Origin of the sequence: Streptomyces luteoverticillatus (assembly GCF_003970715.1) — a bacterium.
Classification (GTDB): Bacteria; Actinomycetota; Actinomycetes; order Streptomycetales; family Streptomycetaceae; genus Streptomyces; species Streptomyces abikoensis.
The window spans coordinates 646,073-662,465 of sequence record NZ_CP034587.1 but is presented as its reverse complement, the minus strand read 5'-3'; the positions used below and the strand labels follow the sequence as shown (position 1 = coordinate 662,465).

General features: G+C 70.9%; 17 protein-coding genes. 7 read left to right on the top strand and 10 right to left on the bottom strand.

The window, feature by feature from the left end; all coding sequences use genetic code 11:
* The first annotated feature begins 63 nt into the window (after positions 1-63).
* Both EKH77_RS02560 and EKH77_RS02555 read left to right on the top strand, forming a co-directional pair.
* On the top strand, positions 64-693 hold the full coding sequence (locus tag EKH77_RS02560; protein WP_164737706.1) for an RICIN domain-containing protein: 630 nt from the start codon (positions 64-66) through the stop codon (positions 691-693).
* Positions 694-745: 52 nt separating this feature from the next.
* Positions 746-1,606: a ribosome-inactivating family protein gene (locus tag EKH77_RS02555; RefSeq protein ID WP_126912805.1), complete on the top strand. Its 861-nt coding sequence runs from the start codon at positions 746-748 to the stop codon at positions 1,604-1,606.
* 63 nt (positions 1,607-1,669) lie between these two features.
* On the opposite strand, the gene EKH77_RS02550 is transcribed toward EKH77_RS02555, so the two are convergent.
* The gene (locus EKH77_RS02550) at positions 1,670-1,873 is read right to left on the bottom strand and encodes a hypothetical protein (RefSeq protein WP_126912804.1); all 204 of its coding nucleotides are present in this window, start codon (positions 1,871-1,873) and stop codon (positions 1,670-1,672) included.
* Positions 1,874-1,917: 44 nt separating this feature from the next.
* Between EKH77_RS02550 and EKH77_RS02545 the strand changes: the two genes are divergently transcribed.
* Positions 1,918-2,055: a hypothetical protein gene (locus tag EKH77_RS02545; protein WP_164737705.1), complete on the top strand. Its 138-nt coding sequence runs from the start codon at positions 1,918-1,920 to the stop codon at positions 2,053-2,055.
* A 139-nt stretch (positions 2,056-2,194) separates the two neighbouring features.
* Positions 2,195-2,578: an ATP-binding protein gene (locus tag EKH77_RS02540; RefSeq protein WP_126912802.1), complete on the top strand. Its 384-nt coding sequence runs from the start codon at positions 2,195-2,197 to the stop codon at positions 2,576-2,578.
* A 155-nt stretch (positions 2,579-2,733) separates the two neighbouring features.
* Here EKH77_RS02540 and EKH77_RS02535 read toward each other — a convergent pair whose 3' ends face one another.
* The 7 genes from EKH77_RS02535 to EKH77_RS02505 form a co-directional block, all read right to left on the bottom strand.
* Complete coding sequence (locus tag EKH77_RS02535) at positions 2,734-3,090, bottom strand: zinc ribbon domain-containing protein YjdM (protein WP_276319215.1); 357 nt, start codon at positions 3,088-3,090, stop codon at positions 2,734-2,736.
* A complete protein-coding gene (locus EKH77_RS02530) occupies positions 3,087-3,488 on the bottom strand; it encodes an STAS domain-containing protein (RefSeq protein ID WP_126912801.1) in 402 nt (133 codons plus the stop codon). The genes EKH77_RS02535 and EKH77_RS02530 overlap by 4 nt, the downstream gene beginning before the upstream one ends.
* A gap of 76 nt (positions 3,489-3,564) precedes the next feature.
* Positions 3,565-4,011 carry a pyridoxamine 5'-phosphate oxidase family protein gene (locus EKH77_RS02525; RefSeq protein WP_126912800.1) on the bottom strand — a complete coding sequence of 149 codons (447 nt, stop codon included), beginning with the start codon at positions 4,009-4,011 and terminating at the stop codon, positions 3,565-3,567.
* Entirely contained in the window at positions 4,008-5,777 is a 1,770-nt protein-coding gene (locus EKH77_RS02520) for a SulP family inorganic anion transporter (RefSeq protein WP_126912799.1), read from the bottom strand. Before EKH77_RS02520 ends, EKH77_RS02525 begins: the two co-directional genes overlap by 4 nt.
* Positions 5,774-6,115, bottom strand: a complete 342-nt coding sequence (locus EKH77_RS02515) for an ArsR/SmtB family transcription factor (RefSeq protein WP_126912798.1) — start codon at positions 6,113-6,115, stop codon at positions 5,774-5,776. Before EKH77_RS02515 ends, EKH77_RS02520 begins: the two co-directional genes overlap by 4 nt.
* Before the next feature lie 206 nt (positions 6,116-6,321).
* Entirely contained in the window at positions 6,322-7,539 is a 1,218-nt protein-coding gene (locus EKH77_RS02510; RefSeq protein WP_126917842.1) for a PP2C family protein-serine/threonine phosphatase, read from the bottom strand.
* Positions 7,540-7,578: 39 nt separating this feature from the next.
* Positions 7,579-11,775, bottom strand: coding sequence for a Pls/PosA family non-ribosomal peptide synthetase (locus EKH77_RS02505; RefSeq protein ID WP_126912797.1), 4,197 nt, complete (start codon positions 11,773-11,775; stop codon positions 7,579-7,581).
* Between the two features lie 216 nt (positions 11,776-11,991).
* Here EKH77_RS02505 and EKH77_RS02500 point away from each other — a divergent pair, with 216 nt between their 5' ends.
* Positions 11,992-12,459, top strand: coding sequence for a hypothetical protein (locus EKH77_RS02500; RefSeq protein ID WP_397614191.1), 468 nt, complete (start codon positions 11,992-11,994; stop codon positions 12,457-12,459).
* 114 nt (positions 12,460-12,573) lie between these two features.
* On the opposite strand, the gene EKH77_RS02495 is transcribed toward EKH77_RS02500, so the two are convergent.
* Positions 12,574-14,214 (bottom strand): alpha/beta hydrolase, encoded by a 1,641-nt coding sequence (locus EKH77_RS02495; RefSeq protein ID WP_126912796.1) that lies wholly within the window; start codon positions 14,212-14,214, stop codon positions 12,574-12,576.
* Between the two features lie 247 nt (positions 14,215-14,461).
* On the opposite strand from EKH77_RS02495, the gene EKH77_RS02490 reads away from it, so the two are divergent.
* Together EKH77_RS02490 and EKH77_RS02485 are read left to right on the top strand one after the other, a co-directional pair.
* Positions 14,462-14,668, top strand: coding sequence for a hypothetical protein (locus EKH77_RS02490; protein WP_126912795.1), 207 nt, complete (start codon positions 14,462-14,464; stop codon positions 14,666-14,668).
* Between the two features lie 14 nt (positions 14,669-14,682).
* Positions 14,683-15,849 (top strand): UbiA family prenyltransferase, encoded by a 1,167-nt coding sequence (locus EKH77_RS02485; RefSeq protein ID WP_126912794.1) that lies wholly within the window; start codon positions 14,683-14,685, stop codon positions 15,847-15,849.
* Here the strand turns inward: EKH77_RS02485 and EKH77_RS02480 are convergent.
* Entirely contained in the window at positions 15,730-16,344 is a 615-nt protein-coding gene (locus EKH77_RS02480) for a cysteine hydrolase family protein (RefSeq protein WP_206279796.1), read from the bottom strand. The two genes, EKH77_RS02485 and EKH77_RS02480, sit on opposite strands and share 120 nt — an antisense overlap.
* Positions 16,345-16,393: the final 49 nt, after the last annotated feature.

Genomic DNA, 16,393 nt, shown 5'->3' with positions numbered 1-16,393 from the left:
ACCCGGCGTTTCCCACCGGACACGTGCGAGCCGCCGAGCGCTCGCGGAAGAGGGGTAACCATCATGAGGCCGACCACGCGCAGGACCGTCCGGAACTCCCTGGCCACGCTGTTCGCCGCCACGGGCATCACCGCGGGACTCGCCCTGCCCGCCGGCGCCGCCGGGGCGAGCCCTGCCACGCCGGCCCCGGGCGTGACGCAGCAGGCACAGCCGAAGGCCGACCGGGCCCAGCAGCTGGCCGGGTTGCAGGCGAACCAGATGTGGAAGCTGCGCAAGAAGGGCGACAAGTACGAGATCGCCAACGCCCACAGTGATCTGTGCCTGAAGGTGAAGGGCGGCTCGACCGACAACGGGGCCCCGGTCGTCCAGGGCGAATGCGGCACTGCCTCCGAGAATCTGTGGAAGTCCCAGGTGACGGACAACGGGTCGTACATCATGCTCCGGAACGCGAACTCCAACAAATGCCTGAGCATCGACGGCGGCAGGGCGACCAGGGGCGCCAAGATCGTCCAGTGGGACTGTTTGGGCGGCGGTAACCAGAAGTGGTGGGACACGGACAACATCACGGCCGACCAGGGCTGGTGGATCAGCGCCAACACGCCCAGCGGCGCCCCGACGTGGATGTGTCTCGACATGCCGGGCTGGAGCACCTCGCCCGGTACACAGGCGGCCATGTACGAGTGCACCAGCTGACGCCTGGTCCCCCTGGAAATCTCCGCTCAGAATTGTCCCGCAGGAGTTCATCATGCGTGAGTCGCACCGTCCCCTGAACGCCGCCGCCCTCGCCGCCACGACCGTGGCCGCCGCCGTCATGACCACCGGAGCCGCCTTCGCGGCCCCCGGGCCGGCCGGACCGGCAGTCCTGGCGCCCCCGGCCGCCCAGGTCGCCGCCTATCCCAACCCGGTTCTGGACGTCGAGAAGGCCAGTGCCAAGGACTACCGCAATTTCGTCCAGAGCCTGCGCTTGAGAGCCACCAACGGGCAGATCTTCAAGGACAAGATGTACAAGACCAACCCGCAGGCCACCGACCTCTTCCCGGTACGCCTGAGCACGGCCAAGGGCTCCGTGGACCTCGTCGTCCGCTCCGGCGACCTGTACACCGTGGGCTGGTACACCGAGAGCGACAACACCTTCCACTCCCTCAAGGAAGGCAATACCAACCCCGTCTACACGCCGAAGCCGAACACGACGCAGGACCGGCTCGACTACGACGGGAACTACGGCACTCTCGAAGGCCGCGCGCCCGGCAAGGCCAAACGCCTTAATGTCGCTCTCGGCAAGGAGAGCACCAAGCAGAGTGTCATCAACCTGGCGACCACTCCGGCCAAGGGCGGGGAAGCCGCCAAGGCGCTCCTCGTCCTCGTCCAGGAGATCAACGAAGCCGCCCGCTTCAACAAGATCGACACGTTGGTGGCAGCCGGCTGGGCCAACGGAGCCGTCGCCCAGCGCGACCTGCTGGTCGACCTGGAGAACGACTGGGCGCCCTTCTCCACTTGGGCCATCAAGAAGCTCAAGAACCTGCCCGTGGATCCCCACGCCATCGATGGCAAGCACATCGCGACCCTCGACTCGGCCCAGGAATACCTCGCGGTGGTCAAGCAGTAACGACCCGGCCGCCGGAGGGCCGCCGCCTTGTACGAGGCGGCGGCCTTGTTCATCCGTTCGAGCTCAGACCCGTCCGTCGAACGTCGGCCCCAGCAGCACCTGGGCCCAGCGCGCCGACCCTTGGCCGGGGTCGCTGACGCAGAACCAGAGCGTGCACTTCCCGGACGGCTCCTCAAGCGCGGTGAATTCGCCGACGTGGCCGTTCTTGGGGAGCCCGGGCCCGCGCCTCAGCTCACTGACGACGACTGCCTCGGGCGTCGTCGGCACGGTCGGACCGAGGGGGCGGGTTCGCCGAGGCGGCGCGGGAGCGAGTGAGCCGGGCACAAGCCGCCCTCGACGCGGCGCTCGAGGCCGGTGACGCGTACGGGATGTCGGTCGCGGCCGACGAGCTGGAAGACGCCCTGCGCATAGCCCGTGAGCACGGGCTGGGCATGGAGAACGGGCAGTGAAGCGGACGGCGGTTCTCCTCGAAGAACTGCTCGAGGCGAAGGCGGCGCGGTGAGGCGGCGCCGCAGGCACGCCCCGGTGGCGGTGTGCGCGCCGAGGGAGTCCTCGCCGGTGTGGCGCCGAGTGCTGACGGTGCCTTCGATGCCGGAGGCGGTGCGGACGGCCCGGTACGACGCGACCGCGGCGTTGTCCGAGTACCGGCTCGACCCGGAGTCGGCCTTCGGCGGCACGGTGCTGCTGGTGGTGAGCGAGCTGGTGGCCAATGCCGTCCGGCACGCGGCCGATCGTTCCCCGACGGTGGACGTGACCCTTGCCGTAGGGGCCGGGCAGCTCGTGGTCGGTGTCGCGGACGCCGATCCCCGGCTGCCCGATCTGTCCCCGCACATGATGGGGAGGGGCTTGCGGACCGTCGCCGACCTGGCCCGCGCCTACGACGGCGCGCTCAGTGCCGAGCCCGCCGTGCGCGGGAGCGGCAAGGTGGTGCTGGCCCGGTTCGTGATCCCTGACGGCGTGGGCCCTTTCTGAAAGCCCGCCGGCTCCTGAAAGCATGCCGGCCCACGCCCCAGCCGTCCGATTCCGGCCCCGGGAGCGAGGGTCCCGCGAGCGGGAATGGCCTTTCGTAATTGATTTGCCGCATACGAAACCGCCCGGGGCGTCGCCCCGGGCGGTCACCGGCCGGTTCAGGCTTTCTTGACCACGCCGGACTTGAGCTGCATGGGCCCGAATCCCTCGATCTTGCAGTCGATGTCGTGACCCGCCACGCCTTCCACGAGGCGGATGTTGCGCACCTTGGTGCCCGCCTTGATTCCGGTCGGATGACCCTTGACCTTCAGGGACTTGATGACGGTGACCGTGTCGCCGTCGGCCAGGACATTGCCGACCGCATCCTTGATCACCCCGCCCTCGGCGGCGCCGGCGGATTCCGCGGACGCGGGTGACCATTCGTGCCCGCATTCAGGGCAGACCAGGAGTGCGCCCATTTCGTAGGTGTACGCACTCGAGCATTCGGGGCAGGGCGGCAGCATGTTCTCACTCACCTGGAAATCGTATTTCGGTTGGGGGTGTCGGTGCGCCATTGCCGGACCGGCTGGTCCGTCACGGCGTGGTGGGCGGCCAGCGCGGTGTCCAGGTCGGGGTGGACCGGGACGGGCTGCTGTGCGGCGTGGGGGACTACGGAGCCGTCGGCCGGAATTGCGGCGAGTTCCAGAGCCCGGCCGTGGGCCGCGAGTCGGGCGGCCGCGTCCGCGATGGCGCGCTGACCTTCGACGGACCAGCCCTTGAGAGCCGTCAGGTCCAGGATGAGAGGACCGGTGCCGCGTGCGAAGGCCCAGCCGATGGCACCGCCGAAACGCGGCACGGCGTGCGCTCCGAGGTAGCCGGATACCGACATGACGCCCAGTCGGCCATGGTCGGTGTAGTGCCACTCGATCGTCATGTCGCTCCTCGCGAACGTGTGCCGGTGCCCGGCCCGTTCGGGTCCGCACAGGCTGGATGGACAGGGGGGAACCGGATCACGAGGCTGTGGGCCTGCCCGTACCGCCGGTGGCTCCGGCGCCATGGGCGAAGCGGAAAGCGGTGACCGTCTGCGGGTGGATGCGCAGGAGGGCGTCGTGGGGGCCGTGGGCCCAGCCGGGCAGGGTGCGCCGGTAGTGCGCCGCCTCGTCCGGGTCGGTGATGAGCTCGGCCGGCCCGGTGGCGGTCACCGCCCAGCCGGTGCCGGCATGGGGATGGATGTGGTCGCAGTGGTAGGTGACGCCGACCCGGCCGCGCAGGGCGGCGCCGGGAACCGGTGTGCGGAGGACCAGGCGCCCGTACTCCAGGACATGGGAGGCGGGCCGCACCGCGATGACATCACGCTGCTCGTACATCATCCGCCCCTGGGTGGCGCCGCCGAGCAGGTACCAGGCTTCCTCACCGGACACGTCGACCATGCGGCGAGGCGTGGGGGAGGTGGTCATGGGGCGGGCTCCTCGGTGACGGCGGCGGGCTGCGCGGGGACGGTGGCCGACTGTGGGGCGACGGTGGCCGGCCGCGCGGGGACGGTCAGCACTCCGGCGCCTTGAAGGAGGGCGCGGGCGGCGGCGATGGCCTCGGGGGTGGTGGCGAATTCGCGGCCGTCGTGCCGCAGGAGGTCCAGGGCGCCGACGGAGTCGAGAACCTGGCGCTGTCCGGGCCGTATGCCGGAGGCCAGCACGGTGACGCCGCGCCGTCGCAGCTTGGCCACGGCGTCCTTGAGGACCAGGGCGCCGGTGGCGTCGACGGTGGATATGCGGGACATGCGCAGGATGACCACGCGTACGTCGGCGACCTCGGTGAGCTCCAGCAGGAAGCGGTGCGCGGCGGCGAAGAACAGCGGTCCGTCGATGCGGTAGGCCACGATGTGCTCCGCGAGCAGGGCGTGCTCCTCGGCGCTGTGGTCACCGGACGGATCCGCCGTGAGGGGCACCTGGTCGAGGCGGGCCTGCTTGGCGACCGCCCGCAGCGCGAGCGCGCCCGCGACGGCCAGGCCGATGAGGACCGCGTAAACCAGGTCCAGGGCCAGGGTCGCGGCGGCGGTCAGGACGAGGACGAGCGCGTCGGAGCGGGTGGCGCGGGCCATCGCCCGCAGCGAGCCGACCTCGACCATCCGGATCGCCGTCGCGATCAGCACCCCGGCCAGGGCGGCCAGCGGGATGCGGGCCACGAGCGGGGCGGCGGCGAAGACGATGACCGCGAGCACGGCCGCGTGCGTGAGCGCCGCGAGCCGGGAGCCCGCGCCGGTGCGGACGTTGACGGCGGTACGGGCTATCGCGCCGGTGGCGGGAACGCCGCCGAAGAGCGGGGCCGCGATGTTCGCCAGGCCCTGGCCGAACAGCTCCCGGTCCGGGTCGTGCTTCTGCCCCACGGTCATCCCGTCCGCCACGGAAGCGGACAGCAGCGACTCGAGTGCCGCCAGTGCCGCCACCGCGACCGCCGGGGCCAGCAGCGATCCCAGCGCGCCCGGGTCGAGGAAGGACAGCGAGGGGGCGGGCAGCCCCGCGGGCAGGGCACCGATCGGCTTGGCCGCGTCCAGGTGGAAGACCTGGGCCGCCACGGTCGCCCCGATCACCGCGACGATCGAGAACGGAACCGTCGGCTTCCAGCGAGCTCCCAGCAGCATGACCGCGGCCACGGTGGCCGCGAGCGCGACGGCCGTCCAGTTCGGCGTCCGTACGAACGACTCGACCGCCCGCCAGGTCACCACCAGGACCTTGTCGCCCTCCGGCTTGGGCACTCCCAGCGCACCCGGCACCTGCTGCAACCCGATCACACCGGCGATACCGAGCGTGAAGCCCTCCACCACCGGGGCCGGAACGTAGCTCATGTACCGCCCCGCGCGAGCGAGCGCGAGAGCGATCAGCATCAGGCCGGCGATCAGCCCGACCGCCAGGACACCGCCGGCACCGTACCGGGCGAAGATCGGCACCAGGACCACCGTCATCGCACCCGTCGGCCCGGACACCTGAAGGTTCGAGCCGCCGAACACCGCGGCCACCGCGCCGGCGACGACAGCGGTGGCCAGCCCGGCCTCGGCTCCCAGACCGGAGGAGACACCGAAGCCCAGCGCGAGCGGCAGCGCCACGATCGCCACGGTCAGACCCGCCAGCAGATCACGCCTGGGGTCACGGCGCGCCGCTACGAGATCGTCGCGGCCGGGCAGCAGGGAACGCACCCGTGACCACGCCCGGACAGCCGTCGTGCTCACTGAGTGCCGCCCCCGGATTCCCGCAGCTCCTCCAGGAGCTCGTTCTGCCCGTCGAGCACCTGCGTGAGGATCCGCCGGGCCGCGCGCATCAGCTCGGCCACGTCCCCGCCCGCGAGCTCGTAGACGACGGTCGAGCCGGTCCGCGTGGCCGTCACGATCCCCGAGCGGCGCAGCACCGCCAGCTGCTGAGAAAGCGCGGACGGCTCGATCTCCATCGCGGCGAGCAGATCACGCACCGGTGTGGGCCCGTCCTGGAGCAGCTCCAGCACCCTGATCCGGACCGGATGCCCCAGCATCCGGAAGAACTCCGCCTTCGCCTGATACAGCGGAACCGACACCAAAACCCTCGATCTCTGTCTGTCGCACGGCCTCCTGGCGGCCGGTCCCGCCGGCCGGGGCCTGTCGTCCAGTGGCCGCGCTCACGGCTCATGCGGGCACGACCAATACATCATGTAGCGAATTGAAGAACTTTGCAATTTGTGTGCCCGTGTCACAGGTACTGTCCGTGTCACAGGTACCGCCCCGTGTCACGGATGCCGCGGGGTCACTGGTACTGCGGGCGCCACTCGAAGAGCAGGATGGTCGCGTCGTCCCGTAGCTGGTTGCGCTGGTAGTCGAGGATGGCGTGGATGAGCAGCCGCAGCACCTCGGCCGGGCGCTGGCCGGCCGCGGAGGAGCGGATGATGAAGTCGGTGAACCGGGCGAGGCCGAACTCCGCGCCGTCGTCGTCGCGGGCTTCCACGACGCCGTCGGTGTAGAGCAGGACGCAGTCGCCGGGCTCCAGTGTCGTCTCGTGAACGTGCCGGGTCGCCGGGGCGAGTTGGCCGGCCAGGCCGATCGGCGGCTGCGGGGGGCTGTCCATCGCCCCCTCGAGCACCCGCTCGGCACGGATCAGCAGCGGCGGCGGGTGACCGCAGTTGACCCAGCGCAGCACCCCGGTCGCCGCGTCGAGGTGGCACAGCACACCGGTGCAGAAATGGTCGGGCAGCCACTGGGCGAGCGCCTGGTCGACGGAGCCGACGATGTCGGCCAGGTCGCCACCGCCGCGGCGGGCGTTGCGCGCCGCCGCCATGGCGACCGACGTGGTCAGGCCGGCGGACACGTCGTGTCCCATGGAGTCGATGATCATGGTGTGCAGTACGTCCTTCACCACCGAGTGGTCGAAGGCATCGCCGGCGATTTCGTACGCCGGTTCCAGGACGGCGGTCGACACGCACCTGCGGCTGCCGATGGTGTGGGACGGCAGGAAGGCCCGCAACATCTCGGCGGGCAACCGCATGGGTGTGATGCGGGCGCGGGCGGCGAGCCAGTCGCTGTAGGCGCGCTTGGAGGTGATCAGCATGGCGAACAGATGGGCCAGCATCCGGCTGCGGCGCATCCGCACCCCGTCGAGCACGGCGGTCCGTACCGCCAGCACGCCCAGCCGCTCAGCGCCGTCGATCAGGGGCATCCAGGCGATCATGTCGTTGCCGGCGTCGACCACACGCGGGGTGACCGTGCGGTACGCCCAGCCGGCCGGCGAACGGTCCACCGGCAGTGGCTCCAGGGCCTCGTCGAGCGGGACGAGCAGCTGTTGCTGCAGGTCGACGAGGTAGATCAGCGCGGTGCCCAGGCCGAGGGCCGCGGCGCACCGGTTCGCCAGGTCGGGCAGCTCGAACGGCAGTGCCGTCTGTGCTTCGGTGATCAGCTCTTCCAGTCGGTTCTCGTCGATGGCGACGCGGGGACCAGCGGAAACGTGCGGTGGGTCCGGCACTGGGATCACCACCTTCCGTTCCCAGTCTCACACCGATCCCGGCCACTCTCACGTCGGGCGCGATGCGTTGAGCTCCTCCGATGTCTCGGCGGCGGGGTTCCCCCGCCAGCGCGTACGAGCCGGAACGTGTTCACCTTTCATCAGGAAGGAGTCGGCGTCGATGTGTGCGGTGTCGTCGATGACGACGCCGTAGTGGACGAACGCGTTGGTGCCGATGGTGCAGTCGTCGCCGATCGCGATGGGGCCGGACTTGAAGACACCGTCCTCCAGGGAATGAGCCTGGAGAGTGCTGCCCGCGTTGAGGGCGCAGTTGTCGCCGACCCGGGTGAGGGTGCGCTCGATGATGCCGCAACCGTCGTCGAAGACCCGGTGGCCCATGCGGACGCCGAGGAGCCTCCAGACGGCAGGCTTGAGCGGGGTTCCGTTGAAGACGGCGAGGTAGGCCATGGACGGTACCTTCCAGTACCGCTCGTGTCGCCAGAAGTCCTTGTCGTAGATGGAGCAGAACCGTGGCCGCAGTCCGTGCGGGCCCACCACCGCCCGTTCGACCACGACGAACCAGCCCACGGTGAACGCGAGTCCGAGCACGGCGGAGCAGGCCGTGCCCAGCCAGTGCGCCACGTTCCCGTCTCCCCAGGGGAGCATGGCGATCAGCACCAGGCCGAAGACGTACAGAATCCGGACGGCCAGGAACAGGACGATGGTGACGGCGTTGTGCCGGTTCTTGGCCGCGAGCCCGCTGCGGCGCCCGGGCCGCCCCGTGCCCGCGTGGTCGAAGAGGCGGTCGCGTTCGACCGAGCGCGGGATCTCGAAGGGCGGCGAGCCGAGCAGCCCGGTGTTCTGTTTGACCGCGCCACTGACCGGGATCATGGTCTTGGTCGCCAGCAGACAGCCGTCGCCGGTCCTGCCGTCGGCGGGGAAGGCGATGTTGTTGCCCAGGAAGTTGTTCCGGCCGATGACGGCCGGGACGGCGCGGAAGGACGTGCTGGAGAATTCGGCGTTCATGAGGGACAGCCCGTCCGAGACCATCGTCCCGGTGCCCACGTGGCTGAGGGTGGGGACTTCGTGCTTGACGACCATGCCGAAGTTGGACCCGGTCTGCTCGAACGGTCTCAGTCGGTAGCCGATGGCGCACAGATAGTGCACGACGGCCGAGCTGTCGCCGAACAGGGCGTTGTAGAAGCGGATGTTGGAGACGCGGGCGGTGGCGCGCTGCAGGGCGAACCGCGCACCGTAGAGCGGGTACACCGCGTTCGGCCTGACCAGGTGGCCCAGCAGCCGCGACAGGGCCGCGATCAGGACCGGTCCGAGGACGGCCAGGCCGAGCACCCCGGCGGCGGCGAGCCACAGGCCGTCGGCGTAGTACGTCAAGCTGTCCGGACCGGCCGCCCCGGCGACCGCGTCGGCCAGCGGGGAGGGCCGGGACACCAGCAGCGCGGCGACGGCGGTGCCGCCCACCCCGGCGGTGGCCACCACGGCCAGCAGCCAGACGACGCTGTGCCAGACGCGGCGCACATTGCCGCACCGGGCCGGCGGGACCGTGAGGTACTGGCAGCCGGCCGGCGCCGGCACGGCCGGTGAGCCGTGCCAGCACTGCCCGTCGGGCACGGACTGGCCGGAGTGCAGCGACGAGGCGTGGCCGAGCTGGGCGGCGTGCCCGAGGCGCACGTCGATGTCGAGGGTGCTGAGCTCGCCGACGAAGGCACGGTCGCCGATGGTGACGCGGCCGGTCTCGATGACCCCGTCGTGGGCCCGATAGCCGTTGAGATAGGTGTCCTTGCGGATGACGCTGTCGGCTCCGACGCTGAGCAGGTCGGTGCACACCGGTACCCGGATGGTGAGGATCAGGGCGCGGGGTCCGATCCTGGCACCCAGCGCCCTAAGGTACAGCGTGTACAACGGCGTACCGACGGACAGCAGGGCGAGCGGATTGGTGGTGACGAGGGTCTTGACGCACCAGAAGCGGACGTAGGTCATGCTCCACAGGGGGATACGGCGCGCCGACCACCGGCCGACGAGCGCCCACTTCGCGGCGATCGGCAGCAGGCCCGTCCCGCCCAGCGCAGCGGCACCGAGGACGATCGCGCGCCCGCAGACGCCGGGCCACCCGTCTGCCTGCCTCACCCAGGCGGTCCCGGCGTCCAGTGCCATCGAGGCGAGGGATATGTAGGCGAGGAACATGAGGAGTTGCGCTGCCGTGCACAGGGCGTACCGAGGGGTGCTCACCATGGGCCCCGGTTCCGGTGCCGGAGCCGCTTCCGGTGCCGGGGGGCGCGCCGGTGTGTGGTCGTCCGGTACGGCCGGTGCGGTACCGTCCAGGGCCGTCGCGAGGGCGCGTACGGTGGGGTGCAGGTAGACGTCCTTCATCGACACGCCGGGCAGGCCCGGGAAGTCGCGGACGGCAGCGTTGAAGTGCGCCATCAGCAGGGAGTTGGCGCCGAGTTCGTCGAAGAAGTGGCTGTCCACGGAGACCCGTTCGACCCGCAGGGTACGGGCCAGCAGCTCGGCCAGCGCCTGTTCGGTGCCGGTCCTCGGTGCCGTGAACCCGCGCCCTGCCGCGAGCCGGCGCGGTCCGGCCGGCGCGGGCAGACGGTCGCGGTCGGCCTTGCCGCTGGGCAGTACCGGTATCGACGGTATGGGTTCCAGGTAGGCGGGGACCATGTATCCCGGCAACTGCTCCCGCAGCTGTACGACGACGTGATCGGGGTCCACGACGGCGTCTTCGCGGGTGGTGTAGAAGGCGCACAGCTCCACGGCCCCCGGGGCGGCCTCGTGCCGGGTCACCACGGCCTGGGCGATTCCGGGGACGTGGAGCAACACCGATTCGATCTCGGTCAGTTCCACACGGTAGCCGCGGATCTTGACCTGGGTGTCGATGCGGCCGTGATGTTCGATCTCGCCGCGATCGTTGATCCTGCCCAGGTCCCCGGTGCGGTAGATCCTGCCGGAGGGGTTGCCGGGAACGCCGAGGAAGTCCGGGACGAAGGCGCGTTCGGTCAGGTCCGGCCTGTTGAGGTAGCCGTTGGCGAGCCCCATGCCGGCGATGGCGATCTCGCCCATCGATCCGGGTGGCAGGGCGGTGTTCCCCTTGGGGTCGAGCAGGGCCACCGCGTAGGTCGGCAGCGGGACGCCGATCGTCACCGGGCGGTCCGGGTCCAGCAGGGTCCAGGTCGCGGTGACGGTCGCCTCGGTCGGGCCGTACACATTGAGGAACCGCCGGCCGGGCCGGTGCCAGCGGCGGATGAGGTCCTGGGGGCACGACTCCCCGGAGACCAGCAGGAACCGCAGCTCGGACAGGTCCGCGTCCAGCGTGGCCAGCAGGGTCGGGACGCAGCACAGCGCGGTGACGTGCCGGTCCCGCAGGAAGGCGTCCAGCTCGGCCCCGACCAGACCGGGCCCGGCCGGCCGGGGTACCAGCGTGGCACCGGCCATCCAGGGCACCCATGTCTCCTCGACGGAGAAGTCGAAGGCGAGGGTCATCCCCTGGTACACCCGGTCCTCGGAGGTGAGGCCGTAGACCTCCGCCGCCACGCGCACGAAGTTGCAGATGGCCGGGTGACCGATGGCCACGCCCTTGGGGCGGCCGGTGGAACCCGAGGTGTAGATGACGTAGCAGAGGTCGTCGGTCTGCCGGCCGGGGGTGGTGGCGGTGGCGTTGTCGAGGCGTCGGGTGGGCCGCTGGGCTATCTGGGCCCGCACCCGGTCCAGGTACAGCAGCTCTGTACCGTCCCCGTCCCCGTCGGCGAGGTGGGCCGCCCGGTCGCCGAGCCTGGAGAGCGTCAGGACCGTGCGCACGGCGGCGTCGGAGACGATGTACGACAGCCGGTCCGCCGGGAATCCGGGGTCCAACGGTACGTAGGCCGCGTGTGCCTTCAGTACGCCCAGCATCCCGACGTAGGCGTCCACCGGGTCGTCGAGCAGCAGCCCGATCCGGTCGCCGGGGCGGATGCCCCGGTCCAGCAGAAAGCGGGCGAGCTGATTCGCCCTGTCGTCGAGCTGCGCGTAGGTGAGTGTGACACCGTCGGCGTCCACCGCGAGCCGGTTCTCCCGGCCCTGGGCCCGTAGCCGATCGCACCGTTCCTCGAACAGACGCTCCAGCCGTTCACCGTCCCGCCACCGGGCCGATCCGCCGTCCCCGGCGCAGGTCAGCAACCCGTCCGGCCGGCTCGACGACCGTGGCACCCACTGCCACGTCGGCTCCCGCCCGGGGGTCTCTCTTTCTCTCCGCTCGTCATCCGGGGTCATGATTCGCCACGCAGCTTCGCGCGGGTATTGGTGGCACGTACATTTTACCGCCCCATGCCCACGCCCACCCCCAGCCCCACTGCCCGGCGCCATCCGTTCCGACCTCTCGGCGTGCGTAGGCGGGCGACGGGCCCTTGACTGGAGAGCGAACCGCCGAGGACGCCCCCTGGAGGAGAAGTGATTCGACGCTGGACTCGCCGCGCGACGGGCGTGGCATTGGCCGGACTCGTCACCTTCACGGGTGCCGGCTGCTCCAACGGTTCGAGCGGCCCGTCCGGCACGGGGAGCAAGGCGGCCTCCGTCGCCTCCCAGGCTTCGGCGGCGGTGTCGTCCCTCGCCTCGGAGGCTTCCGGTGCCCTCGCGTCGGCCAGCGCGGAGGCGAGGCGGAAACTGGACGGGATCAAGGGTGGGGTCGACGTCAAAGGCGACGTGAAACTCGGGAACGTGACCACCGATGGCGAAGGACACGCCACGGCCCGGCTCACCCCCACCAACACGGCCGGCTCGGCCAAGTCGTTCGCCGTCCAGGTCAATTTCACGGACCCGGGGGGCAACCTCCTGGACACCGCGGTCGTGACCGTACCGGATGTCCCCGCCGGCAAGACCGGCACGGCCACGGCGCGCAGCACACGGAAGCTGTCCGGCGATGTGCGGGCCGAAGTCGTCAGGGCGGTGCGGTACTGACGACCCGGCCGGACGGCCCCGGGCGCGGTGGCCTACGGCGGCCGCCTCGGCCGCTACGGCGCTCCGGGCCCGAACCACATGCTGATCGACCGCGCTCGGCCGGAAGGAGCCGTTTCACCGGTGGGGGAGCCGGAGCCATTCCCGCAGTCCGTCGAGATGCCCGAGCTCGGTCCCGTTGACGATGGTGGGTCGGACGACGTCCGCCGAAGTGGTGCGCATGGAGTCCACGCGGTCCGGACGGCCGGCGGTGCACTTCAGGTCGGTCGGTGGGAGGTTGCCGCTCGCGAGGTAGGCGTTGACGGCGTCGTTCACGCAGGCGTTGCCGTAATCGGTGCCGTAGACCGCGTGACGGAACGAGTCCGTCACCGTGATCATCCGGGACGAGGGCCATCGCGTGTGCATGGCCTGAGCCTCGTTGTACGGCACTCGGGGGTCGCCGGTGGCGTTGAGCATCAGCGCGGGGGTGTCGCCGTCGACGGTGGTGGGCCCCTCGCGGGGCGGGTCCCAGAAGGCGCACGGGGTGGTGTTGTTGAGCAGCGGGCCGAACAGAGGATGCCTGTGCCGTGAACGTTGCACCGCGTGCCAGAACACTTCCGCATCGTGCGGTCCCGGTGTGTCGGCGCACAGGAACGCCGTCTGCGCGCTGGCGTACGCCGAACTCTGGGCGGACAGCAGGGAGGGCAGCAACTCGGCGAGCGCGGGATCGGGTTCGGCCCGCCCCTCCGTGGCGGCTTTCTTGAGGGTGCCGGTCATCACCGCGATCTGTGCGTCGGTCGCCTCGGTGTCGGCACCGAGCACCCCGTAGAAGAGGACGGGCACCACGTGTTCGTCCAGCAGGTAGTCACCGACACGCAGCGGCCGGTGGGCGGACGCCCCGGCGATCCCGGCGACGGTGGCGAGTACGTCGTCGGCGCTCGCCCCCAGCCCGTACGTGCCGTTCCGGGCGGCGGCCCAAGCGGCCCAGTGCCGCAGCGCCGCCTCGTTGGCGCTTTCGGTGCCGTACTCGGGCCAGGGGGCGAGGTGGCCCGGTTCGTGGACGCCGTCCAGGACCATCCGGTCGGTGCGGCCGGGGAACATCGCCGTGTACACCTCGCCCAGGTACGTTCCGTAGGAGATCCCCAGGTACGAAAGGCGCTGCTCGCCCAGGGCCGCGCGGACCAGCTCCAGATCACGGGCGACGTTTCGGGTCGACGCGTGGGGCAGCAGGTCCCGGGCGTCGGCGCGGGTGCGGCAGCGTCGCGCGAGGTCCTGCTCGAAGGCGGCCGTGCGGCGGAAGCCGGCGCGGTCGTGGCCGGCCGACCGGAAGTAGCTGCCGGTTTCCCAGCCGCAGTCCAGCGGGGTGCTCCGGCCGGTGAACCGCGGATCGACACCCACCAGATCGAAACGGGCGCCGGTGGCGCCCAACGCCGTGCGACGGGCGGGGAGGAAGTCGATGACGGGATCCCCGGGGCCGCCTTCGTTGACCACCAGGGTGCCGATGCGGTGGGCCGTGTCCGCCGCCGGGATCCGGGCGAGGGCGACGGTCACGGTCCGGCCACCGGGGCGCGTGTGGTCCAGCGGGACGGCCAACCGCGCGCACCGGGCGCCCGCCGCCTCCAGTTCCCTGCCCGCGCTGTCGTCGGGGCCGCGCACACAGCTGCCCCAGCTCAGCGGTTGGGCGGCCGGGGCGGCAACGGCCGTTCTCGGCGCGGCGATCAGGGCGAGGACCGTGGCGAGCGCGGCGGCGACTGCCCGGCCACGCGAGTAGCGTGTCATGCCGCCGACGGTAGTGCGTACGGGCCCGGCCCGCCGGAGCACGTTCCGGGCGGGCCGAATGCGCCCCCGGCGTGCGGAAGCCCGGCGGAAGCCCGGCGGAAGCCCGACGGAATACCCCCGGAAGCCGACGCGAGCTTTCTGAGTACGAATACTCAGGTGCTGAGGCGACGTCGAGTGGACACTGACTGACGGTCCGTCAAGTCTGTCAAACAAGTCCGCCAAGTCCGGAAGAGAAAGGGGAGAGCTCGTGCAGGATCCTTCCTCGCCGCCGCCTTACCCGTCGCATCCGCCCACGTCGCATGTCCCCGCCACCGGGGAGCGGTCGCTCCTGGCGAAGATCGCCATGGTTCTCGGCTGCGCGCTCGCCGCCGTCCTGATACTCGGCGGCCTGGGGGTCCTCGGAGTGATGGTGCTGCTCGCGACCGGCTCGATCCAGTTGTTCCCGAACAAGTGAGGGCGGCCGCGCAAATGCTCGATCGACAGATAGCCGACCGCATCCGTGTGCTGGTCATACTCAGCCGTCCCGCCGTCGCCGTGCTCTTCGCCCTCTACGTCGCGCTCGGCCTCGCCCAGGCCGGACACGCGGAGGATCGCCTGCTCCTGGCAGGGTGCCTCATCCCGGTCATGGCCTTCCTGCTCTGCTCGGTCTGTGTCAACGACCTGTCCGACCGGGCCATCGACCAGGTCAACCTTCCTGGTGACCGGAACCGGCCGCTGGTCACCGCCGCCGCCGGCAGCCGGGAACTCGTCGTCACGGCCGTGGTGTCCGCCACCGTCGCACTCGGCTCGGCGTTCGTGCTCGGACCCCGCCCCGGACTGCTGATGCTCGCCGCGCTCGCGGTGAGCGCCGGGTACTCGCTGCGCCCGATCCGCCTCGCCGACCGGGGAGCCGTAGCGGCCCTGGCGCTGCCGGCCTGCTACGTCGCGCTGCCGTACCTGCTCGCCCTCACCGCGGCCCGTTCCGCCGTCCACCCGCGCGACCTGCTGATGCTCCTCGGGCTCTACATCGGCTTCGTCGGCCGGATCCTGCTCAAGGATTTCCGTGATGTGCGTGGCGACGCCCTTTTCGGCAAGCGGACGTTCCTGGTCCGGCACGGACGACGCACGACCTGCCTCTTCAGTGCCTGCGCCTGGACGATCGGCAGCTTCGTCATCCTGGCCGCGACACCTCGGCGCACACCGGCGCTCGTATGCTCCTACCTCCTCTGCCTCGTTCTCGCCCTGATGATCCTTCGCGTCCTGGCGGGCGAGGTCGGGCACCGGCGGGAGGAGGCGCTCATCACCGGCGCGGCGGCCATCGGCCGGGGGATGCTGATCCTGCAGCTGGCACACCTGGCGACGGACCAGGCCGGATGGGGTGCGCTCGCGCGGTCGACGGTCATGGGCGCGCTGCTGGCGCTCACGCTCGCTCAGGCCATTGGCATGCTGCGGCACGGCCCGACAACCGGTCTCACCGTCGCCTCCCTGCAGGAGGAGACAACCGCGTCGCGAGGTGCGCGACGCCGGCCCGGGATTTCAGGGCGTGAGGTCGTTCACGTGGAGGGCGACCGGCCCGAAGAGGTCGCTGATGGTCGTCAGAGCCGAGTTCTGGAGGACCGCCGCGGGCACCGTGGCGCCGTCCGGGGCCGTCAGTGACCGGGTCGCGGTGGCCTCGGCGACGACCGTGGGGCGGTAGCCGAGGTTGAAGGCGCCCTGGGCGGTGAACGTGACGCACATGTGAGTCATGAAACCGGCCAGCACCACATCGGGGCCGGCGCCCAGCGCGCGCAGCGTGGCGTCCAGGTCGGTGGTGTGGAAGGCGTTGGGGAACTGTTTGACCACCACCGGTTCCCCCTCGATCGGGGCGACCTCGTCGCTGATCGCGCCGATGTCGGCCCGGATGTCGTACGGGGTCCCCGGGCCGCCGTCGTTGACCACGTGCACCACCGGTACCCCCTGGGCGCGGGCGGCGCTCAGCAGCCGGGCACCGGCGGCCAGGGCCTCCTCGACGCCGTCCAGGGCCATGACGCCGGCGCGGTAGGTGTTCTGAAAGTCGATCAGGATGACCGTGGTGTCCTTGAGGAGCGGCAGTCGGCTGTCGAGGCCGATCACGTCACGCAGGCTCGTCGATGCGGAGATGGGTGTGGACATGGTGAGGTCATTCCTCTCAATTGGGCGGAAATAGGGCGCACCGAGGTGC